20 protein-coding genes and 1 pseudogene are annotated in these 23,479 nt (G+C 38.7%); 14 read left to right on the top strand and 7 right to left on the bottom strand.

The genetic code is table 11. The features are described 5' to 3' along the window. Window positions 1-3: 3 nt before the first annotated feature. From RI196_RS03420 to RI196_RS03440, 5 genes are all read right to left on the bottom strand, one after another. Window positions 4-1,050 carry a flavin-containing monooxygenase gene (locus RI196_RS03420; RefSeq protein WP_311066894.1) on the bottom strand — a complete coding sequence of 349 codons (1,047 nt, stop codon included), beginning with the start codon at window positions 1,048-1,050 and terminating at the stop codon, window positions 4-6. 21 nt (window positions 1,051-1,071) lie between these two features. Further along, on the bottom strand, window positions 1,072-1,983 hold the full coding sequence (locus RI196_RS03425) for a cation diffusion facilitator family transporter (RefSeq protein ID WP_066249822.1): 912 nt from the start codon (window positions 1,981-1,983) through the stop codon (window positions 1,072-1,074). Between the two features lie 14 nt (window positions 1,984-1,997). Continuing rightward, entirely contained in the window at window positions 1,998-2,306 is a 309-nt protein-coding gene (locus RI196_RS03430) for an ArsR/SmtB family transcription factor (protein ID WP_063389190.1), read from the bottom strand. A gap of 661 nt (window positions 2,307-2,967) precedes the next feature. Continuing rightward, window positions 2,968-4,140, bottom strand: a complete 1,173-nt coding sequence (chrA, locus tag RI196_RS03435; protein WP_311066895.1) for a chromate efflux transporter — start codon at window positions 4,138-4,140, stop codon at window positions 2,968-2,970. A gap of 1 nt (window position 4,141) precedes the next feature. Further along, on the bottom strand, window positions 4,142-4,462 hold the full coding sequence (locus tag RI196_RS03440) for a PadR family transcriptional regulator (protein ID WP_063389188.1): 321 nt from the start codon (window positions 4,460-4,462) through the stop codon (window positions 4,142-4,144). A 214-nt stretch (window positions 4,463-4,676) separates the two neighbouring features. Between RI196_RS03440 and RI196_RS03445 the strand changes: the two genes are divergently transcribed. The 6 genes from RI196_RS03445 (at window position 4,677) to uvrA (ending at window position 14,153) form a co-directional block, all read left to right on the top strand. Next, on the top strand, window positions 4,677-6,755 hold the full coding sequence (locus RI196_RS03445) for a heavy metal translocating P-type ATPase (RefSeq protein ID WP_311066896.1): 2,079 nt from the start codon (window positions 4,677-4,679) through the stop codon (window positions 6,753-6,755). 146 nt (window positions 6,756-6,901) lie between these two features. After that, complete coding sequence (locus RI196_RS03450; protein WP_063389186.1) at window positions 6,902-7,789, top strand: ROK family protein; 888 nt, start codon at window positions 6,902-6,904, stop codon at window positions 7,787-7,789. A gap of 485 nt (window positions 7,790-8,274) precedes the next feature. Further along, entirely contained in the window at window positions 8,275-8,445 is a 171-nt protein-coding gene (locus RI196_RS03455) for a hypothetical protein (RefSeq protein ID WP_311066897.1), read from the top strand. A gap of 486 nt (window positions 8,446-8,931) precedes the next feature. Then, a complete protein-coding gene (locus tag RI196_RS03460) occupies window positions 8,932-9,162 on the top strand; it encodes a CsbA family protein (protein WP_063389185.1) in 231 nt (76 codons plus the stop codon). A 125-nt stretch (window positions 9,163-9,287) separates the two neighbouring features. Beyond that, window positions 9,288-11,270, top strand: coding sequence for an excinuclease ABC subunit UvrB (uvrB, locus tag RI196_RS03465; protein ID WP_063389184.1), 1,983 nt, complete (start codon window positions 9,288-9,290; stop codon window positions 11,268-11,270). Window positions 11,271-11,276: 6 nt separating this feature from the next. After that, complete coding sequence (gene uvrA, locus RI196_RS03470) at window positions 11,277-14,153, top strand: excinuclease ABC subunit UvrA (RefSeq protein ID WP_144597334.1); 2,877 nt, start codon at window positions 11,277-11,279, stop codon at window positions 14,151-14,153. Between the two features lie 444 nt (window positions 14,154-14,597). On the opposite strand, the gene RI196_RS03475 is transcribed toward uvrA, so the two are convergent. Further along, a complete protein-coding gene (locus RI196_RS03475; RefSeq protein ID WP_094245201.1) occupies window positions 14,598-15,761 on the bottom strand; it encodes an acyl-CoA dehydrogenase family protein in 1,164 nt (387 codons plus the stop codon). 288 nt (window positions 15,762-16,049) lie between these two features. Here RI196_RS03475 and RI196_RS03480 point away from each other — a divergent pair. From RI196_RS03480 to RI196_RS03495, 4 genes and pseudogenes are all read left to right on the top strand, one after another. Beyond that, window positions 16,050-16,670 (top strand): annotated as a pseudogene (locus tag RI196_RS03480) (amino acid ABC transporter ATP-binding protein). 63 nt (window positions 16,671-16,733) lie between these two features. Next, a complete protein-coding gene (locus RI196_RS03485) occupies window positions 16,734-17,588 on the top strand; it encodes an amino acid ABC transporter substrate-binding protein (protein ID WP_311066898.1) in 855 nt (284 codons plus the stop codon). A gap of 86 nt (window positions 17,589-17,674) precedes the next feature. After that, the gene (locus RI196_RS03490) at window positions 17,675-18,373 is read left to right on the top strand and encodes an amino acid ABC transporter permease (protein ID WP_235600504.1); all 699 of its coding nucleotides are present in this window, start codon (window positions 17,675-17,677) and stop codon (window positions 18,371-18,373) included. A gap of 26 nt (window positions 18,374-18,399) precedes the next feature. After that, complete coding sequence (locus tag RI196_RS03495) at window positions 18,400-19,128, top strand: amino acid ABC transporter permease (protein ID WP_311066899.1); 729 nt, start codon at window positions 18,400-18,402, stop codon at window positions 19,126-19,128. 695 nt (window positions 19,129-19,823) lie between these two features. Here RI196_RS03495 and sda read toward each other — a convergent pair. Beyond that, on the bottom strand, window positions 19,824-19,979 hold the full coding sequence (gene sda, locus RI196_RS03500) for a sporulation histidine kinase inhibitor Sda (protein WP_094245206.1): 156 nt from the start codon (window positions 19,977-19,979) through the stop codon (window positions 19,824-19,826). Between the two features lie 237 nt (window positions 19,980-20,216). Here sda and RI196_RS03505 point away from each other — a divergent pair, with 237 nt between their 5' ends. The 4 genes from RI196_RS03505 (at window position 20,217) to lgt (ending at window position 23,467) form a co-directional block, all read left to right on the top strand. Further along, complete coding sequence (locus RI196_RS03505) at window positions 20,217-20,576, top strand: phage holin family protein (protein ID WP_063389178.1); 360 nt, start codon at window positions 20,217-20,219, stop codon at window positions 20,574-20,576. A gap of 63 nt (window positions 20,577-20,639) precedes the next feature. Next, window positions 20,640-21,557, top strand: coding sequence for a metallophosphoesterase (locus RI196_RS03510; RefSeq protein ID WP_311066900.1), 918 nt, complete (start codon window positions 20,640-20,642; stop codon window positions 21,555-21,557). 139 nt (window positions 21,558-21,696) lie between these two features. Beyond that, a complete protein-coding gene (gene hprK / locus RI196_RS03515; protein WP_063389176.1) occupies window positions 21,697-22,632 on the top strand; it encodes an HPr(Ser) kinase/phosphatase in 936 nt (311 codons plus the stop codon). 25 nt (window positions 22,633-22,657) lie between these two features. Next, window positions 22,658-23,467: a prolipoprotein diacylglyceryl transferase gene (gene lgt, locus RI196_RS03520; protein WP_063389175.1), complete on the top strand. Its 810-nt coding sequence runs from the start codon at window positions 22,658-22,660 to the stop codon at window positions 23,465-23,467. Window positions 23,468-23,479 lie beyond the last annotated feature (12 nt).

A 23,479-nucleotide genomic window follows, 5' to 3' on the forward strand; every position in this document is an offset into this window, starting at 1 on the left:
CCTTCAATGGTTTAAAATATCATTTATCAAGTACTCTGCATCGGCGCCCACCCCTCCGATAAGAGCGGAGCCTCTCCGATATTGCCAAGGCAATCCTAAGAAGTACAATCCTTTCACAGGAGTAACCCCTCTTTGGTGAACGGGCTTTCCTCTATGATCTAAAACATTAGGAATTTGTATCCAGCTGTAATCAAAATAAAATCCGGTTGCCCAAATGACATTTTGAACTTGAATTTGACTGTTATCTGCAAAAGAGATAACAACTCCTGAAACACTCTCTGTTTTAGGCTTCATTTTTATTTTGCCTTCTTGTAGTAAATGTTTCAGCTCTTTACCGAAAATAGGATCGCTTTGTTTACTGATCAACCTGCCTAACGGGCTATTGATATGGACGTCTAATAAACCTATTTTTTGAAACCACCAGAAAATACTTTTCCCCATAATTTCAAGTGGGAGAAATCTCATTTTATGACCTACTGATAAATAAACTTCTCTGTCTTCGGACAATTCAACTGCAATTTGCGCTCCAGAATTTCCTGCACCGACTACTAAAACAGAGCCATCTTGCAATTGAGATGGATTCAAATAGCCGAATGTATGCATTTGATACACTTGATCGTATAAGCTTTCGGCAAATGGTGGAAGATAAGGCTTTTGAAAAGGCCCTGTTGCTATAACCACTTTATTTGCCATATATCTCCTATGGTTGGTTGTCACTTTAAAAATCTCATTTTCTTTTTGAAGAGAAATGACTTCTGTATTCAGATGAATAGGTAATTCGAATTTTTGAGCATAATCCTCTAAATAATCGGCTATTTCATCCTTAGTTGGATATCCGTTCGGGTCACCCTTTAAGACCATTCCTGGCAAGGAGCTAAACGATCGAGGGGTAAAAAGCACTAAAGAATCGTAACGATTTCTCCAAACATCTCCGATTCGATTTTCCTTGCCGACAATGGCAAATAATATATCGTGTTGCTTTAGATAATACCCCATCGCTAATCCTGCTTGGCCAGCGCCGATTACAAGAACATCAACATTTTGTGCCATTTCAATCAACTCCGAAAAAAGCTAGACTTTCATTTTTCCATGATGGATTTGAGAGGTTTCAATTTGAATGGTTGTATGCAAAATCTTAAATTTTTCTTCAATCATGTGAATGGCAGCTTGCAACACCTTTTGACTGTCTTGATGATCTTCAATTAAAATATGGCAGCTTAGTGAGTCTAAACCTGATGTAATCGTCCAAATATGCAGGTCGTGAACATCCTTCACACCTTCAATACTTTTTAAGGCTTTCTTCACTTCATTTTGATCAATGGTAACGGGCGTTCCTTCCATCAAAATGTGTATGCTATGCTTCAAAACTCCCCAAGCGCCTTTTAATATTAATAAAGCAACTAAAATGGAAATAATAGGGTCTGCTATATACCAGTCAAAGAGCCACATGATGAATCCGGCAGCAATGGCTCCGACAGAGCCTAATGCATCGCCGATAACGTGAAGATAAGCGCTGCGAACATTGACATTATGTTTCACATCACCTTTTCTCATTAACACCCAGGCACTTAAAAGATTAGCAAAAAGACCAATAGACGCAATCAACATCATCGAGCCGCTTGCTACAGTCGGCGGATTGAAAAAACGCTGAACAGCTTCCCAAATGATAAATCCAGCGATAACAAATAAGGTAACTCCATTAAACAAAGCGGCTAAAATTTCAAAACGATAAAAGCCATACGTTTTATTTGGGGAGGCTGGTTTGGCCGCAAACCATATAGCAATTAGGCTAAGAGCAAGCGAACTGGCGTCACTAAGCATATGTCCAGAGTCAGAAAGAAGGGCCAGACTGTTTGTAATTAACCCCCCGAAAAACTCTAACAGCAAAATTCCAACAGTAATGAGCAATGCAATTATAAGTCCTTTTTTATTGTTTTCCCTGTTAAAGTCGTGATGGTCGTGAGAGTGGTGATGGCTGTTCATGGCCAAATGCCTCCTTACTGATGTTCAGAATGATCAATGGCTTGTTTTAATAATGAAAAAACGTGTTCGTCATTACAGGAGTAAATCAGTGTTTTTCCTTCACGGCGATACTTAATAAGTCTAAGATTTCGCAATATACTAAGCTGATGGGAAACTGCTGATTGAGACATTTCCAACACTTCGGCAATATGATTTACGCTGCACTCTTCTTGTGATAACAAATAAAGAATTTTAATTCGAGTAGGATCGGCTAACACCTTAAATATTTGCGATATATGTTCAATTGTTTCAGGTTTTAAGAAAGAATGATCTTCCGTCTTCATTCATAATTCCCTCGTTCTTTTATTATATATGAGCATATGTTCATATTTTATTGTATTTTGCATTCTGTCTTTTGTCAAGTTTAGGAAATCTGTTTAACAGTACATAATGAGGAGGGAACCTTTCAGATTGGAAATACGGTCAACTAGTTCTGAGGCATTTTCAGTGGGCTTAAGAAATCTAAGAGCTCGTTAAAAGTGACAATAGCAATGAGATAAATGAAGCAGTTTTTAAAAGATGATTGCTTCAAAGTAGATTGCAGCTGGAGAGAATTTCTAAATTGATCGTATAAGGACATTTCAGGGTACTTGCGAGCAATCATTGAGAAGTCGATTCAGTTATCTTTTTGAGAAGCTGCCAAGCATGGAAATTGAGCATTTCAATATGTTTATTTTAATTATTGACTAGCAGAAGATAACCTCTCGTTCTTGAACAGCCTTGCCTAAACGTTAACTTGGTTAATTCACGCTGTCGGCTAGCCTTCATACAGGAACAGGTGAAGCCGGGCATGAATAGCAGCTTCTGCCAGATCAAAAAATGTCGGAAAAGGGCATACTTTGTCCGGTTTAGCCGTAAAGGAATCCCTCTTATGGTAGACAGGTCTACATAAGAGGGATCATATCAAGTGAAACCTGAAGGATCTTTGTGTCAGCAGATCTAATTTTACAAGAACAAGCCGCCAATGGCGCCCGTTAAGACGATGATCCATGGAGCTATCTTCCAATAAGCGAGCATACTGAATAAAATTGCAGCAAAAGCAAAATCAATCGGACGATTAATGGAGCTTATCCAGATCGGATCATAAAAAGCGGCAATTAAAATTCCGACGACAGCAGCTTGTATGCCCATTAACGCACCATTAATCTTTGAATTGCTTCGAAGCTTTCCCCAAAACGGTAATGTACCAAAAATGAGCAGAATTGCCGGAAGAAAGATGGCGCAAGTTGCAACGAATCCCCCAGCCCATCCATTCATGACCGCTCCAATATAAGAAGCAAATGTAAACAAAGGACCAGGAACTGCCTGTGCTGCTCCGTAACCAGCCAAAAATTCTTTTTCTGTTAACATTCCTGTTGGAACAAATTCCTGTTCAAGCAGCGGGAGCACCACATGTCCGCCCCCAAATACGAGAGATCCAGAGCGGTAAAAGCTGTCGAACAAGCCGATCCAGTAAGAAGAAGTCCACACTTTTAATAAAGGAAGGAAAAGGAGAAGCCCGAAAAATAACAATAAACAGCTTGCGGCAAATCGTGTTGAAATCGGCACCTGCAACGAAGTCTGGGTGTCTTCTTCTACTTTTTTATATAATAAAAATCCAATAAAAGCCGCTAGCAACATGACGACAACTTGGGAAAAAGCATGTTGCCATAATAAAGTAACGACTAGCGCGCCTAATGCGATGGCTTTTCTCCCTCGGTCAGGGGTAAGTTTTTGTGCCATTCCAATAACAGCATGGGCGACTACAACAGCAGCAACAATCTTTAAGCCGTGAATCCAGCCGGCATCAACAATATGCAACTCTTTAAGAATAAGAGCAAAGATCATCAGTGCGATTGCAGACGGAAACGTAAAGCCGATAAAGGCGCAAAGTCCGCCTAATATTCCTCCCCGCATGAGACCGATGCCGATCCCGGCTTGACTGCTGGCAGGTCCGGGTAAAAAATGGCATAAAGCAACCAAATCTGCATAGCTCTTTTCATTCAACCATTTTCTTCTCCGAATATATTCTTCATGAAAATATCCTAAATGGGCGATTGGTCCCCCAAATGAGGTCAATCCAAGCTTTGTGGAAATGGCAAATATCTCGAACAGCGTTTTCCATTTTGATTCCTTCATGTTATCCCCCACCTTCATTATGTATTTCTTTAAAAAGCTCGTACGCTTTCGTCCGGGCTTCTTTCAGAACGGCTTTCCCTTTCTGTGTAGTTGTATAATATTTTCGTATTTTTCCTTCTACATTTTGTTCTGTTTTTTCTAACAGTCCGTCCTTTTCCATTGCGTGGAGAATCGGATAAAGAGTCCCTGCACTTATGTTGTAGCCATGACTTTTCAGTTCCTCAAGCATCCACAAGCCGAATATAGGATGTTCGCTTGCATGATGTAAAATATGAATATGTATAAAACCGAGAAAAAGCTTGCGCAACACTTTATCTTCCATTTTTACCCCCCCATTTTGAGAATCGATATCGAATTTCGATAACATTAATATTGTAAGGTTATTTATATGTACATGTCAAAATTATATTTACGAAAATATTTGACAATTGAATTGCCTTTTCATAAAATGGACATATAAAATATGAACACTTATTCATATAAACACATATACTGTATACTGCAATGTGTACTCTATTTCATTGGGGGATTAGAGAATGATTCAGTATCGGGTAAAGGGATTGTCTTGTGCAAATTGCGCAAAGAATCTGGAAGAGGAAATCCAAAAGCTTGAATATGGGGAAAATGCAAAATTAAATTTTCAATCTAGCAAACTGTATGTCAATGAAGAAATTAATATTGCTAAAGTCAAAAAAATTTTAGCATCAGATGGGGCCTATATTGAGGAAGAAAATAAACATGAAGATACACATTCTTATTTATTGTGGCTCGTTTTGCTCTCGGTTTTAGCTTTTATAGCTGCTGTTGTGTTCGAGAAAACATTATCACAATCCGCCGCTGTTACAATGTATATAATTGCTACGGTGATCAGCGGATATAAAACATTTTTGAAAGGGGCCAAAAACCTCGTTCGATTGAAATTTAACATTGACACCCTTATGACAATTGCTTTGATTGGAGCTTTTGGCATCGGAGAGTGGAAGGAAGGTGCTGTTGTTGCCATTTTATTTGGAGTGAACGAATATTTAGAGGGCTTGGGAATGGAAAAGGCCCGTCGTTCTATCGAATCGCTTTTAGAAGTTGCGCCGAATGAAGCTACGATTGTTATAGATGGTCAGGAAAAGAAAGTTTCCATTCATGACATCAAGGCAGGGGATATTGTTCTTGTCAAAGCCGGTGAAAAAATTCCATCGGATGGGATAGTGGTGGAAGGAAAAAGCTCAGTTAATGAAGCGGCCATTACTGGAGAATCTCTCCCTGTTGAAAAGGAAGCAAAAGATGAAGTGTTTGGCGGAAGCATTAATAATGAAGGAATTTTGAAAGTTCGGATAACAAAGCCATACGAAGAATCGTCTCTAGCGAAAATTTTGCATTTAGTTGAAGAAGCGCAGGAAACAAAAACGCCGACTGAGCAATTCATTAATAAGTTTGCGAAATATTATACTCCTTTGATCATGCTTATCTCTCTTGTCGTTATTTTTATTCCGCCGCTTTTCTTAGGAGTTGATTGGAGAACATCCTTATATCAAGGATTGGCAGTGTTAATTGTCGGCTGTCCATGTGCATTAGTTTTATCCTCTCCCATTGCTATCGTTTCAGGAATCACGAGAAATGCACGCAAAGGTATTCTTGTAAAAGGCGGGGTTTATTTAGAGCAATTAGGGAAAATTGGAATAATAGCTTTTGATAAAACAGGTACACTGACAAAAGGGGAGCCTTATGTAGAGAAGTTTGTAGAATATGATCCTTCTTTTTGGAGCATCATCGGATCAATTGAAAAATCCTCTACTCATCCGATCGCTAAAGCCATTATGAAAAAAATAGATGAGTTAAACGTTTCCCTTTTGGAGGCTCGCTCCGTTGTTGCAACATCAGGTGAGGGAATAAAAGCGGAGATAGACGGGAAGGAATACCGTGTCGGCAATGAAAAAACGATTCAACATCTTTCGCTCAGCGAAAATGTAAAGGAAGATATAAAGGCCTTTAAACAGGAAGGACTAACAATCGTTTTGGTTTCAGATGACAAAAACGTTCTCGGTATGGTCGGTATAGCGGATGAAATTCGACAGGAAAGCAGCCAGGTGATCCGCATGCTTCACCGAACAGGTGTGAAGAGGACTGTCATGTTGACAGGAGACCACGAAAAAACTGCTGAAAAAGTGGCGAAAAAGGTTGGTTTAAGTGAATATTTTGCAAACCTTCTGCCGGAAGAAAAGGTGGAAAAGGTAAAAGAGCTGTCTCTCTCAGGAAAAACGGCAATGATCGGAGATGGTATTAATGATGCACCTGCGCTCGCAGCTGCTGATTTAGGCATTGCAATGGGAAAAGGAACAGACAGCGCAATTGAAACGGCTGATATTGTTTTAATGCAAGATCATTTAGGAAAGCTGCCTGAAGCTATTTCAACCGCCAAAAAAGTTAATAGAATCATCAAGTTAAACATCGGGATTGCTCTAGGTTTAAAAGCCGCTGCACTGCTGCTGACGATTCCAGGCTGGCTTACGCTTTGGATAGCCATTCTGTCTGATATGGGGGCGACTGTTTTAGTGACCCTCATTAGTTTAACGATTTTATGGGAACGAAATAAAAAACTTCTAAATGAGGCTTTCAGCTAATGGCTGATCGCCTTTTTTTCTTGCATTTTTTAATATTTCTCTTCCATAAACATATGACATTTATTATAATCTTATTAATTTGACAACCTGCCGCTAATGAAAAATTGGACATAACATTTTGGACAAAATCATGGGAGGAATTGTGCATGCTTTTAGGTGCAATTGAAGCGGGCGGAACAAAATTTGTCTGTGGAATTGGAGATGAAAACGGAAATATCATCGAGCGGACTTCTTTTCCGACGACAACGCCTGATGAAGTGCTTGAACAAGTGGTCAAATTTTTTCGGGATAAAGATATTAAAGCGCTTGGAATTGGCTCATTCGGTCCGATTGATTTAGATCGCACAAGCGAAACATTCGGATACATAACATCTACTCCGAAGCTACAGTGGGCGAATATAAATCTTGTCGGAGCGATAAAAAAAGAATTCCCTATTCCAATTGGCTTTGATACCGACGTCAATGCAGCAGCGCTGGGGGAAATGAAATGGGGGGCTGCGAAAGGTCTGAATAGCTGCATTTATATGACGATCGGTACCGGGATCGGAGTCGGTGCCATCTCTGAAGGACATCTAGTACACGGGCTAATCCATCCGGAAATGGGGCATATGCTTGTTCGGCGCCATCCTGAAGATTCGTTTGCCGGCAATTGTCCGTATCACAAAGATTGTTTGGAAGGAATGGCATCCGGTCCTGCTATAGAAAAACGCTGGGGAAAAAAGGGGCAAGAATTAGAAAAAAATGAGAAAGTATGGGATTTGGAAGCGTACTATATTGCACAAGGAATTGCCAACCTTATACTCGTTTTATCGCCTAAAAAAATAATAATTGGCGGCGGAGTCGCCAAACAAAAGCAATTGTTCCCCCTTATACATCAAAATGTTCAAGCTTTATTAAACGGTTATGTTCGCCATGAAGTGGTGCTAGAAAACATTGCAGATTATATTGTTCCGCCCGGATTAGGGGATAATGCGGGACTTTGCGGAGCAATCGGTTTAGCATATGAGGCGTTTTTGGAGAATAATCAAAAATAAAGCTCAAGAACATTTATCGGCAAATAATCGTTACAGATAACCCAAGCCATAAAATAAAATCAGGCATACAAAAATGTGTACAAGAAAAGGAAACTTTCAAGAATGCAGTTAAGAACCAAAAAGAATTAGATAAAGCTAAAACTAATGCTAAAGAGAATTGATCCAAGATATTGCTCGGTGACCTAACAGCTCTTTATGTTACAGCTGAGATGATTAAGTTTAGGTGGCTGGAATCATTCATTTTTTGATAAGTGGAGTTCAGGAGTATTGCAATGTATATGCTGAAACAAAACGAATATTGAAAAATATTTTTTAATCTTTAAACAATTATTAAACATCTCTACATTTAGAGGAAGAATCAATTAAATTATATATCTTAAAAAAGACAAATTAGACTCAGGGATTTAGAAATTTATTTATTATTTAAAAACAGTATGTCTATGGGATATCTTATTATCGGGGATTAAGAAGACCTTTATAAATACATGAATGAAGAGGATATTCAACAATTTCAAAATGTAATAAAAATCTATGTATTGTCAGATGAACAGTTAAATGAAGAAGATGCAGATATTTTTAGAGAGTTTGCAATGGATTTAGTTGATGGTAAAGATTTTTGTGCATTAATACTGGATTTTCATGTAAATGGAGAATAGTTTGAAAATCTACCACTAGATCTTAAGGTGGAAGATTATCAAAAAATATTACATGCAGTAAATTCTGAATACGATATTTCATATGTAAATTTAGATCATTTGTTTTATCTATCTCAAGATTAAGAAAGAGTATCCAATAGTGAAAAAAGGCGGCTATTGGATGCTTTTTTATATGCTTAGGGTAGTCTTAGGGGGTGACCGTAAGAAAAAAGTAAATATAGTATAAAAGTTGCTTTTATAAAGGCGAATTTTTTAGCCTATGAGCTTCATTATTGCATTTAAATATAATCATAAAGCCGTTTATTTTGACTTCATCGATTTCAACTATTTCCCCTGTATCCTAGGTTTTCTGACCGCTATACATCGCATCATTTTTTATTCTTTGCATTGGCTTATTTTTCCCTTCTCTTTTGTGGTTTTGCTTGAAAGCTTTTTGAGGGCTTCAATATAATAAATGTATAACCGTTGACGAAAAGAGGTTTTTTTATGATCAAGCTTGTGTTTGCCGCATTCGCCCCTTTTTTGCTTGTCTTATTTTTCACAAGAGTTACATATAGTCATGTCGTTGGGACATTGTTGACGGCTGGTTTATTAATTGCCTCTTATTTTGCAGGTCATATGGATACTATTTATATCGCCATTTTGGATGTAGCCAGCTTAGCAGCTGGTTTTATCGCTGCCAGAAGCATGAAAAAGGATAAGAAAACATCTACTTAAACCTGTTCAACACGATTGACAGGTTTTTATTGTCTATGAAAATCAAACGTCAGTTCGTATTTTTGGTGATTCAGCCTGATTATATGTTAAAATAAAATATAAGTTTCTGAATTGGAGGATGTTCCATGGATCGGTTTGAATTAGTTTCAAATTACCAGCCTCAAGGAGATCAGCCGAAAGCTATCAAAGAGCTGGTGGAGGGAATCAGGCAAGGAAAAAAACATCAGACATTGTTAGGTGCAACTGGAACTGGCAAAACGTTTACGATATCCAATGTGATTAAAGAAGTGAACAAACCGACGCTGGTCATTGCCCATAATAAAACGCTTGCCGGACAGCTGTATAGCGAGTTTAAAGAATTTTTCCCGAACAATGCAGTTGAATATTTTGTCAGCTATTATGACTATTATCAGCCGGAAGCGTATGTTCCGCAAACAGATACGTATATTGAAAAAGATGCGAGCATTAATGATGAAATTGATAAATTAAGACATTCGGCCACCTCTGCATTGTTTGAACGGAAAGATGTTATTATTATCGCAAGCGTTTCTTGCATATATGGTTTAGGTTCGCCAGAAGAATATCGTGAGCTGGTCGTAAGTCTTCGTACAGGAATGGAAATCGAGCGCAATGACTTGCTGCGCCGTTTAGTGGATGTGCAGTATGAAAGAAATGATGTAGATTTTCGCAGGGGAACTTTTCGCGTGCGCGGGGATGTAGTGGAAATTTTCCCTGCTTCGCGCGATGAACATTGTATCCGCGTGGAATTTTTCGGAGATGAAATCGACCGCATCCGTGAAGTTGATGCTCTGACAGGCGAAATTATTGGAGAGCGGGAGCATGTAGCGATTTTCCCGGCATCACACTTTGTGACAAGAGAAGAAAAAATGAAAATTGCCATTGCTAATATTGAAAAGGAGCTTGAGGAACGGCTGCATGAACTGCGGGAGAATGGAAAGCTTTTGGAAGCGCAACGGCTCGAGCAACGGACAAGATATGATTTAGAAATGATGCGGGAGATGGGCTTTTGCTCCGGGATTGAAAACTACTCCCGTCATCTTACATTAAGACCGCCCGGTTCGACTCCTTATACGCTTTTAGATTATTTTGGAGATGATTTTTTGATCGTCATTGACGAGTCGCATGTGACGATTCCGCAAATCCGCGGGATGTACAACGGCGACCAGGCGAGAAAACAAGTGCTTGTCGATCATGGATTCCGTTTGCCTTCAGCACTTGACAACCGTCCGTTAAAATTTGAGGAATTTGAAAAGCATATGAAACATGTCATTTATGTTTCTGCCACCCCTGGGCCGTATGAGCTGGAGCATACGCCGGTTGTTGTTGAACAGATTATCCGCCCGACTGGACTTTTAGATCCAACCATTGACGTCCGACCTGTTGAAGGGCAAATAGACGATTTAATCGGCGAAATTCAAAAGCGGGTTAAAAGGAATGAGCGGGTGCTTGTGACCACATTAACGAAAAAAATGGCGGAAGATTTAACGGATTATTTGCGGGAAATCGGGATTAAGGTGACATATCTCCATTCCGAAATTAAAACGCTCGAGCGCATTGAAATTATCCGCGACCTGCGCCTTGGCAAACATGAAGTGTTGGTCGGGATCAATTTGCTCAGGGAAGGGCTTGATATTCCGGAGGTCTCTCTCGTTGCAATTTTAGATGCAGATAAAGAAGGATTTCTCCGTTCGGAACGTTCTCTTATTCAAACAATCGGACGGGCGGCTCGGAACGCAAACGGGCATGTCATTATGTATGCTGATACAATCACAAAATCGATGGAAATCGCCATAAACGAAACAAAACGGCGTCGTGCGATTCAAGAGGAATATAACCGTCAACATGGCATTACGCCAAAAACGATTCAAAAAGATATTCGCGATGTAATTAGGGCGACATATGCAGCGGAAGATGAAGCAGAATATAAAACGGAAAAGGCTGTGAAGCTGAACAAAATGTCGAAAAAAGATCGAGAACAACTGATAGCCCGTATGGAAAAAGAAATGAAAGAAGCTGCAAAAGCATTAGATTTCGAAAGAGCTGCTGAATTGCGCGATCTAATTTTGGAGCTGAAAGCGGAAGGATGATTGGATATGGCAATGGATAAAATTGTTGTAAAAGGTGCACGCGCTCATAATTTAAAAAACATTGATGTCACGATTCCAAGAGACAAGCTTGTCGTTGTAACAGGTTTATCGGGATCGGGTAAATCTTCTTTAGCATTTGATACAATTTATGCAGAGGGACAGCGGCGATATGTGGAGTCTTTATCTGCCTATGCCCGCCAATTTTTAGGACAAATGGATAAACCTGATGTCGATGCGATCGAAGGCTTATCGCCGGCCATTTCGATTGATCAAAAAACGACAAGCAGAAATCCGCGTTCAACGGTCGGAACGGTGACAGAAATTTATGACTACCTACGGCTTCTTTTTGCCCGTGTCGGGCGGCCGACATGTCCGGTGCATGGGATAGAAATTTCTTCGCAAACAATCGAACAGATGGTTGACCGGATTATGGAATATCCGGAACGGACAAGACTGCAGGTTCTTGCGCCTGTTGTGTCTGGAAAAAAAGGAATGCATGTGAAAACATTGGAGGAAATAAAAAAGCAAGGGTTTGTCCGCGTGCGGATTGACGGAGAAATGATGGAGCTTACCGATGATATTTCTCTTGAAAAAAATAAAAAACATTCCATCGATGTCGTTGTGGATCGGCTGATCGTGAAAGAGGGGATTATAAGCCGGTTGACCGATTCAATTGAAACAGCTTTAAAATTAGGCGATGGAAAAGTCATAATTGACATCATCGATGGCGAAGAGCTGCTTTTCAGTGAACATCATGCCTGCCCGATTTGCGGTTTTTCGATTGGAGAGCTTGAACCGCGGATGTTTTCCTTTAACAGCCCGTACGGAGCTTGTCATGCTTGTGACGGCTTAGGTTCAAAACTAGAGGTGGATTTGGATCTCGTTATTCCAAATAAAAACTTGACATTAAAAGAACACGCAATTGCACCGTGGGAGCCGACAAGCTCTCAATATTATCCGCAGCTTCTTCAAGCGGTTTGCAACCATTACGGTATTGATATGGACATTCCAGTTAAAGATATACCGAAACATCTGCTCGATAAAATTTTATTTGGAAGCGGCGGGGAAAAAATTTATTTTCGCTATGAGAACGATTTCGGGCAAATCCGGGAAGGCTATGTAGAATTTGAAGGTGTGGTCCGCAATATAGAACGGCGCTATAAAGAAACGACATCTGATTTCATACGTGAACAAATGGAAAAATATATGACGAATCAGCCGTGTCCGACATGCAAAGGGCATCGACTGAAAAAGGAAAGTCTGGCTGTTCTTATTAACGGACGCCATATCGGACAAGTCGCTCAATTATCTATTCGTGAAGCCTATCAGTTTTTTGACCAATTGGCATTGACAGAAAAAGAAATGAAAATTGCCAATTTGATTTTAAGAGAAATAAAAGAACGGCTGAATTTTTTAATTGAGGTAGGTCTTGATTATTTAACATTAAGCAGATCAGCTGGTACGCTCTCTGGTGGAGAAGCGCAAAGAATCCGTCTTGCCACGCAAATCGGATCAAGACTGACAGGAGTACTTTATATATTGGACGAGCCGTCTATCGGTTTGCATCAACGGGACAATGACAGGCTGATCCGTGCTCTTCAAAATATGCGGGATATCGGCAATACGTTGATTGTAGTTGAACATGATGAAGATACGATGCTTGCAGCTGATTATTTGATCGATATTGGGCCGGGAGCTGGCGTGCACGGCGGTCAAGTTGTAGCTGCGGGTACACCAAAAGAAGTGATGAATGATGACCGTTCGCTTACAGGACAATATTTGTCAGGGAAAAAGTTCATTCCATTGCCGGTCGAAAGAAGAAAACCGGATGGTCGGTATATTGAAATAAAAGGAGCAAGCGAGAACAATTTAAAAAATGTAAATGTCAAATTTCCTTTAGGTGTATTTTTGGCAGTAACAGGTGTATCTGGTTCGGGGAAAAGTACGTTAGTCAATGAAATATTGCAAAAAGGCTTGGCGCAAAAGCTGAATAACAGTAAAACAAAACCTGGTGCCTATAAAGAAATGAAAGGGATTGAACATCTCGATAAGGTCATCAGCATTGACCAATCTCCGATTGGAAGAACGCCGCGTTCAAATCCAGCTACGTATACCGGCGTATTTGACGATATTCGTGATGTGTTTGCAGCAACGAATGAAGCGAAAGTAAGAGGCTATAAAAAAGGACGCTTCAGTTTTAATGTGAAGGGCGGCCGCTGTGAAGCATGCCGAGGCGATGGAATCATTAAAATTGAAATGCATTTTCTTCCAGATGTATATGTTCCGTGTGAAGTATGCCACGGAAAAAGATATAACCGGGAAACTCTTGAAGTCACATATAAAGGAAAAAATATTGCGGATATTTTAGAAATGACTGTGGAAGACGCACTTCAGTTCTTTGAAAATATTCCAAAAATCAAACGGAAGCTGCAAACCATTTACGATGTAGGACTTGGTTATATGAAACTTGGTCAGCCGGCTACGACAATGTCCGGTGGGGAAGCACAACGGATAAAGCTTGCTTCAGAGCTGCATCGCAGATCTACTGGAAGATCGCTGTATATTTTAGATGAACCGACAACAGGGCTGCATGTTGACGATATTGCTAGACTCTTGAAGGTTTTGCATCGGCTTGTTGAAAACGGAGATACAGTTCTTGTAATTGAGCATAACTTAGATGTGATTAAATCAGCTGACTATATCATCGACCTTGGACCAGAAGGCGGGGACGGCGGAGGAACAATCATTGCAACGGGTACCCCTGAAGAAGTGGCAGAAGCGAAACAGTCTTATACAGGAAAATATTTAAAACCGATTTTGGATCGGGATCGGGAGAGAATGAAAAATTTCATTTTGAAAAAAGAGGCAGCGGCAAACAGTTAAATAGGCTGTTGCCAGTCTCTTTTAAATGACGAAGAATGTTCCTGAAATTCCTGAAACGGATGGTTTTATTCCATCGGTTTTCAGGAGATGAGTTGTAGATTTTTACTAGCCCTTTCAGCGAAAAATCGAGGAAATACTGATTTTCTTTGATATATGAACATTTCGCATAAAAACAGAGCTTGAGCCCTTTGTGTGACAAAGGGCTCTTTTTTTATAAACTGATGTTTCTCCTATCATTCATTCAAATTCATAATTTTGAAGACTCGATGAATCGGTTTTTCTGGCGTCTTAGTTATTGTGCTCACGATGTCTACAATTACCGAATGTATTGAATATCTTTGATGCATTGCTAATTCATAAAAAAGCTGACCCAAAAAAAATATTTGACGGCCTTGGATCAGCTTTTTTAAAATCAGTCCCTGTGAAAAGAAGGCATTATATAAATTATTTATTTTCCATTTCTTGAATGGCTGTTTGAGCCAATTTAGAAATCGTCATATCATCCATTGGCGGATTGTGAAGCCCTGCTCTCACATCACGATAATACCGCTGCAGCGGATTTGACAGTTGAAGGCTTTTTGCTCCAACTAGTCTCATCGCCTTATCGACAATGTTGATGGCTGAGTTCGTCACAATATGCTTCGCAACACTAAGCTCGTTTGTAATGTATGGACGGCGTGCTTCATCATCATAAATTTCTGCTACGCTATACAAGAAATGTCTAGCTTTCATTAATTCTAAGTCAATCTGACCGATTAAATTTTGTACATTTGGCAATTGGCTAATGGTTCCATTTATACTATTTGGAGAATATTCTGTCGCAAATTTCACTGCATAATCACGCGCCGCCTGTGCAATACCTAAATAACAAGCGGGAATATGCAGAATCCAACCATTTATTGTATTTCCTCTCGGTCCATGGTTTAGCTCTACAAAATTTTCTTCTGCTACTTCAACGTTATCTAACACAAGATCGTGACTTTCTGTTCCTCTCATGGCGATAACGTCCCAATTTTTTTCAATTGATAATCCCTTTGCTTCTCGTTCAATTAAGAAAAATCCAATTCCTTCCTTTTCTTCAACCCATGCAGATACAAGAAAATGTGTCAGCACAGGTGACATAGTAGTATATGTCTTTCTGCCCGAAATAATCCACTTGCCATCTCTTTTCACTGCTTCCGTTTCAGGGCGCCCGCCGCGGGTTGGACTGCCTGTTTTTGCTTCACTAACTGCTCTGTTCACCAAAGCGCCGTTTAAAATTTCTTTTGCAAAAGAGGCAAGCTTTTCTTCCCTCCAAAGTTTTTTCTCATACAACTCCCCAACGACGCCCAGATGCCAACCGATGGCTAGGCCTGTAGCACCATCAAAGCTAGCAATGGTTTCTTGGAATAGAACTAGATCTGTGACACCAATGCCGCCGCCTCCATATTCTTTTGGCAGCGAGAGCTTCGTATACCCCATATTGACAAGCGCTTGGATATTTTCTTTTGGAAACTTTGTCTTTTCATCGCTTTCCCTAGAATGACTTTTAAACGACTCTTCATGCTTTAACAGCTTTTCGATCCACAATCTTTGCGCATCCGTTTTCACAAATAATTTTTTTGACACGTTCCACACTTCCTTAAGCAAACTCTGTTCAGATTAATATTTTAATAGGTTCAATGAACTATTAAATTTACGAACATTTTCCATTATAACAATTTAATTCATACTTTACAACTAGGAATAGTTGTGTTATAGTGTAGATTATTCAATTAACCCAATGTTTTGATATTTTTGATAATAAAGAGAGGTGATTCGTATAATCGAATTAAAGGACATTCAAAAAAGCTTTAAAAAAATTCAATTCTTAAAGGAATTGATGTAAAAGTAAACAAAGGGGATGTCCTAGTTATTATCGATTCAAGCGGATCTGGGAGAATCACCCTTCTTCGATGTATGAATGATTTAGAAAGACCTGACGGAGGTACTATTACTATTGATGTGTTTTCCGTGAAAGGAAAACATGCGTCAAAAAAGACATTTTAACGCTAAGACGAAAGACCGCAATGGTTTTTCAGCATAATAATTTATTTAAAAAATAAGACGGTGCTGGAAAACGTAATGGAAAGTCTTATCGTTGCAAAGAAAATGAAAGCTGCCAAAGCGCGTAAAATTGGCATTGATTTACTTAAAAAAGTTGGCCTGAAAGAGAAAATGAATGACTATCTTGGCCAGCTGTCCGGTGGTCAACAGCAGCGTGTTGGTATAGCGCGAGCACTTGCTTTAAACCCTTCCGTCATTTTATTTGATGAACCTACTTCCGCGCTCGATCCTGAGATGGTTGGAGAGGTTTTGTCGATTATTAAAAAAATTGCTGATGAAGGCAAAACAATGGTGATCGTAACTCATGAGATTCACTTTGCAAGAGAAGTAGTGAATCGTGCTGTGTTCATGGCAGACGGCGCCATTATTGAACAGGGACCGCCTGAAGAAATATTAGTTCATCCAAAGCATGAGCGAACAAAACAATTTTAAAAAAGGCTTCTAATAGAGCCTGAATATACTATTTTAAAATTTACATGGGGGGAAAATTACTGCATGAATCGTAAACGTATTTGGACAAAATTCTTTTTATTCATTTTATCTATTTTCGTCATCGCTGGTTGTTCGAACAGTGAAAGTAAAGAAACTGATGACGGCAAAAAAGTGATTAAAGTGGCATTAAGTGATGAAGTAAATCCACCATTTTTATATACGGATGATCAAAATAAACCTATCGGTTATGATATGGATTATTTAGCGGAAATTGAAAAGAAATTGCCAGAATACAAGTTTGAGTATACGTTTGGAGAAGAAGAATCGAATTTAATCGGGGTTGACACAGGAAAATTCGATTTTGCGATTAACTGGTTTTTCAAAAATCCGGAAAGAGAACAGAAATTCCTTTATCCAGAACATGAGTATGGATACTCTTTAACTGTATTAGTGACGAAATCAGATCGAAATGATATTAAATCGTTAGATGATATGGTGGATAAAAAACTCGCTCCAATGGCGCCAAGCGGTGGACTTCGTGCTATTTTAAACGGGTACAACGAAAAGAATCCAGATAATCCGATCGAGATTGAAAGTATGGAAAATCCGTCAGCAGCAGATAACTTAAAACGTGTTGCTGAAGGAAAAGCAGATGCTGTTTTTTTGAACAAAACTACATTTGATGCTCTTCAAAAAGAGCTTAAATTGGATTTGAAAATAGGTGGTATCGTTTCGAAAGAGCCGATTTATATTGTTTATAACAAAAAACATAAAGAACTAGCTGAGAAAATTGACAAAGCAACTGCTGAATTAATTGAAGACGGTACGCTTCCGAAACTTGCTGAGAAATGGTTTGGTGTAGACTTTTTCAAAGACCTTGACTATATTAAAAAAGAAGGATTCCAATACGAGAAATAATCAAAAACCGTATTGAATGATTATTTAATCATTCAATACGGTATATTTAAATTCGTATATATTTCTTAATGAAGGTGGTGAGCAAAATTAACACGAGTTTACAAGATTGGGCAGATTTATTTTTGAAAGTGTTAGATAAGCTCCCTCTAACATTGTTCATGCTGGTCACATCTTTATTTTTCGCTTTAATTTTAGGTGTTATTATCGCGATTATTCGAATCCAAAAACCGCCTATCCTTTATGGAATTGCAACATTTTACTTGTCATTCACACGTTGTACTCCGTTATTAGTTCAGCTGTTTCTTGTCTATTTCGGACTGCCTCAATTATTGCTAGTTTTTAATATTGATATTAATAGTTGGAACAGACTTGTTTTTGTTATTATTACATTCTCATTTCATACAGCAGCTTATTTATCAGAAGTTATCCGTTCAGCTTACTTAGCTGTCGGCACGGAGCAATTAGAAGCAGCATACAGCGTTGGCATGACGTATACACAAGCTCTAAGGAGAATTATTTTGCCTCAAGCTTTTGTCATTTCATTGCCTAATTTAGGCAATAATATTATTGAATTGTTAAAAGATACATCACTTGCCTTTTCGATCGGTATTATTGATATTATGGGGCAAGTTCGAATTATCTTAGGGAATAATCATGGTATGGGAATGTTTGAGATTTATGTCGTGATCTCTCTTGTATATTGGGGTACTTGTATCCTCATTGAAGGTATTATCGGCTATGCCGAAAAAGTGTTTAAAAAAGGTCGAGTTAGTTTATCTAAGTAATTTTTTGCTAAGGATCGTGATAACTCGTGGCAACAACTATTGATTTTAAATTTGCTTTAGAGCAAGTGCCTGAAGTGTTAAAAGGTGTGCCAGTGACATTGACGATTGCCATTGTTGCGATGGTGCTTGGACTTGTATTCGGGCTGCTTATTGCTCTTTGCAGAATATATAAAGTTCCTGTACTAAATCAATTGTCCATCGTTTATATTTCTTTTATTCGGGGAACACCGTTAGTTGTCCAATTGTACGTCTTTTTCTACGGTGTTCCGGTATTGTTTGATTTTCTTAATCATCATTTCGGATTGAATTTAAATGCGGATGAAGTTCCGACGATGATTTATGCATTAATTGCTTATACAATCAATACAGCTGCTTATGAGGCAGAAATATTCCGCGCATCGATCAATGCAGTAAACGCTGGACAAATGGAAGCTGCGTACTCAGTCGGCATGACAACTGCACAAGGATTATATCGAATCGTCCTGCCTCAAGCATTCGTTGTGGCTTTTCCGAATTTAGGCAATACGTTTATTGGACTGATCAAAGCAACATCTTTAGCTTTTGCTGTAAAAGTCGTAGAAATTTTAGCCATTACAAGAATTATAGCAAATAATGGATATAAATTTTTAGAAATGTATTTAGTTGCATCGATCATCTACTGGATTATTTGTTGGGTATGTGAAGTCATATTTGCCAAACTCGAAAAGAAAATGAGCCGTTATGAAAAACGGATGGATCTAAGAACAACTGCATAATCGGATGAAATTTTCCTAATTTACGGAAATGTTTAAAAAACACCAAATGACATTGAACCAATTGAAAAAAAGAAGCCCCACATGTGTAAACATTGCACGTTGTGGGGTCTTTTTACAAAAAAATTAGGTCGAGATAATTAATTGTTTTAAATTTATCCCTTGATCGCTTCATGGCCTTTCGGACTAGTTGCTGCACTATTTAGGTTGTCCTTCAGTTTCTTTTATAGATGAAGATACGATTTGGTGAAATTTTTCCTATATAAAGTCATGAATTGTGCTGCGAACAAAGTGTGGACTAATATGATACAGCAGTGCGCGTTTCGTGATAATTGCTTGGTGGACAAATGAAAAATTCGCAGCTTTTGTACAAAAGCTGCGTTCATTGCAAATGCCAGTTTCCAACTAATTGCACACAATTTGTGCTAATGAATAAATGAAAACATATTTCTCTAGCAAAAAATGAAATTTATTTAGCAGAAAAAATGCCCTGACATCGTTCGAGAAAGGAGAACGGCCTTTTTCTTACATTGTGTCATAACGTATGCAGGGCTGTCCATAAGTCAGTTTTCTGCTTATGTAACAACCCCTTTCAGAAAAAATTATATAAACGATCATGAAACATCCATTCCAATTCAAGAAAAATTCATTTTACAAAATAACGAAAAAATGGTATAATCTTCTCCGTGAGTTTAATTTTATTGTACATTTATGTTAGGAGAGGAAAGGACAATTCCTCTTCTAACAATTTCTTCTTCTAATAAAACGATAAACTCTTCACTAGCCTCGATTTGAATGGCTTCATAATAGGCTTTCATTAACAGGTAATCAGATAAAAGATACAATGAGTTCATTTGAACTGTTGCCCCTCCTTTCTGTTAAAATAAACAAACGTTTACGTCAGGACAGAAAGACGAGTCGTCTAGGGCGAGCAAAATATGAAAATTCAGAAAATATAAAGCCTATCAACTCCTTTCCCATTTGTGTAAAGAATGTTACCAAAATAGTGAAAAAATGTCAATCTGTTTCATACTTTCACATAGAAAGTGTTATAATAATTTGTAAATAGAAAGTGAAAAGGACGAATTTCGATGTTTATTAGATGGTTGACAAGCATTTTATTAAATGCACTGATTTTGATTGTTGTAGCTGGGTTCTTTGATTCGTTTTATTTAAGCGGAGTTGGAGCGGCTATTGTAGCCAGTATGATTTTGTCAGTGTTAAATGTTTTTGTGAAGCCGTTTCTAATATTATTGACATTGCCGATTACGGTTTTTACTCTCGGAACATTTTTATTTGTCATCAATGCAGTTACGTTGATGATTGCCCAGGCAATAATGGGAGATGCCTTTAATATTGATGGCTTTGGAACTGCCCTCCTCGCCTCCATCTTCATTTCATTTTTGAATCTGCTCATTCAATTGGTGTTTATGAACCGTTTTAAAGACTAATGAAAAAGATTTTTTCATTCATATCTCCTATCGTTTCGGGAATGATACGAATAGGTGATATAAATGAAAAAAATCTTTCCTCTTATTATTTTTGTTTTCATGATTTTATCTCCCGCATTTCCTAGCTTTGAGCTTGCAGCTTCGCCAAATGATTCAAACGTCTACACGATCGTATGGCTTTCAGACACTCAATACTATTCGGAAAAATACCCTCATATTTTTCGTAATCAAATGGACTGGATTGTGCAAAATCGTGATAATTGGAATATACAATATGTTGTTCATACCGGTGATATTGTCAACCGTGCGGAAAAGAAACAGCAGTGGGTTCAAGCAGACCGCATGTTCCGAAAACTGGAACAGGTGTCTATTCCTTATGGAGTGCTTGCGGGCAATCACGATTTAGTAAAAGGAAAATCATATAAAATGTTTCATCAATATTTTGGAAAAGATCGTTTTTTCACGAAGCCTTATTACGGTGGGGGATATCGGAATAATCGAGGGCATTACGATTTAATTACGCTCGGACATCAACATTTTCTTTTTTTGTATATCGGCTGGCATGTTGACAAAGACAGCATCAGCTGGATGAACGAAGTCTTAAAACGTCATTCAGACCGAACAGCAATCATAGCTGTCCATAAATATTTGCATAAAAATGGAAAACGAACGCTGGTTGGAAATCGTATATTTCGCAATATCGTCAAAAAGAATCCGAATGTAAAAATCGTTTTGAGCGGCCATTATGATGACAGTGAGTTATTAAAAACAAAAATTGATGATGATCATGATGGGACTCCTGATCGGATTGTTTATGAATTATTGGCGGACTATCAGGGGGCTCCTGAAGGAGGAGAAGGCTTTTTACGCTTGCTCCATTATTTTCCGAGTCGCTCCAAATTTTATGTCCGTGCATATTCACCTTATTCCAACAAGCATTTTTTTTTCTCTCCTAAAAAAGAAGAGTTTTGGATTGAATAGCCTTTATCTTTCGCTCCGATGCCCTTGTCTCTGCTTTTAAGCAATGAATGTCCTTGATGAAAGATGTTTGTTGCCAAAAAGAAAAGTGTTACAATAAAAAGATGAAAAAAGTTTTTTAAGTCTAAGGAGGAAAGACTTCGTGTCGAAAGTACGTACAAAAGATATTATCGAAAAATTCCAACTTGAATTGATCAGCGGAGAAGAGGGAATCAGCCGGCCCATTATTACAAGTGATCTTTCCAGACCTGGTCTTGAAATGGCTGGTTATTTTACATATTATCCAAAAGAGCGTATACAGCTGCTGGGAAGAACGGAGCTTACGTTTTTTGCAAAATTGACGCCTGAAGAAAAGAAAAGCCGGATGGAGCAGCTATGTACAGATGTAACACCGGCAATCATTGTGTCAAGAGAGATGGAGGCTCCGCCGGAATTAATTGAGGCATCTGAAAAATCAAATGTTCCAGTGCTGCGCTCACCATTGAAAACGACCCGCTTGTCAAGCCGCTTAACCAATTTTTTGGAAAGCAAGCTTGCTCCAACGACAGCTGTACATGGAGTGCTTGTTGATATTTACGGGGTGGGTGTTTTAATTACAGGAAAAAGCGGGGTAGGCAAAAGTGAAACTGCTCTTGAACTGGTGAAAAGAGGGCATCGCTTAATTGCAGATGATTGTGTTGAAATTCGTCAGGAGGATCGGGATACATTAGTCGGCAGTGCGCCGGAATTGATCCGCCATCTTTTAGAGATCCGCGGTCTTGGAATCATTGATGTGATGACATTGTTTGGTGCAGGAGCCGTCCGTAGTCATAAGCGAATTTCCCTTGTCATCGATTTGGAATTATGGGATCCGAACAAACAATACGACCGTTTAGGACTCGATGAAGAGAAAATGAAAATTTTGGATGCAGAACTGACAAAATTAACAATTCCTGTACGTCCTGGAAGAAACTTGGCTGTTATTATTGAAGTTGCGGCAATGAATTTCCGGTTAAAAAGAATGGGATTCAATGCGGCGGAACAATTTACAAATAAATTGGCGGATGTTATCGAAGATGGAGATCACGAAGATTTTTAATTGATGAAATAGGAGAGATGAGAGAATGAAAGAGGCAATTCAGCCCATTGATCCAATCGCATTTCAGCTAGGACCATTACAAGTTCATTGGTACGGGATCATTATAGGAATCGGCGCATTGCTCGGCCTATATTTGGCGATGCGTGAAGGGGAGAGAAGAGGTCTTCATAAAGATATATTTATCGATCTTGCATTGTTTGCTATTCCTATTGCGATTATATGTGCCAGAACTTATTATGTCATTTTTCAATGGGAATATTATTCTGAAAATCTTTCGGAAATCCCTAAAATTTGGCATGGTGGCCTTGCCATTCACGGCGGGTTAATCGGTGCTGTGGCAACCGGGATTGTGTATGCAAAAGTAAAAAAACTATCTTTCTGGCAACTGGCTGATATAGCTGCGCCGAGTATTATTTTAGGGCAGGCGATCGGCAGATGGGGGAATTTTATTAACCAGGAAGCTCATGGAGGACCTGTTTCAAGAGAATTTTTGGAAAATCTCCACTTGCCTGAATTTATCATTAATCAAATGTATATAAATGGACAATATTATCACCCGACTTTTTTATATGAATCCATTTGGAATCTCGCTGGGTTCGTCATCTTAATTTTGCTAAGAAGGTTTAATTTGCGGCGTGGAGAGCTGTTTTTATCATATGTTATTTGGTATTCGATCGGGCGATTTTTTATCGAGGGCATGAGAACTGATAGTTTGATGCTGACGGAAACGGTAAAAATGGCACAGGTCATTTCGATTTTACTTATTCTTAGTGCAATTGCTCTTATAATTTACCGGAGACTAAAAAAAGTAGAAAGATATTTAGATGAATATTGATAAATTGCTGGA

Source organism: Aeribacillus composti (assembly GCF_031760945.1).
In the GTDB taxonomy this organism is placed as follows: Bacteria; Bacillota; Bacilli; order Bacillales; family Aeribacillaceae; genus Aeribacillus; species Aeribacillus composti.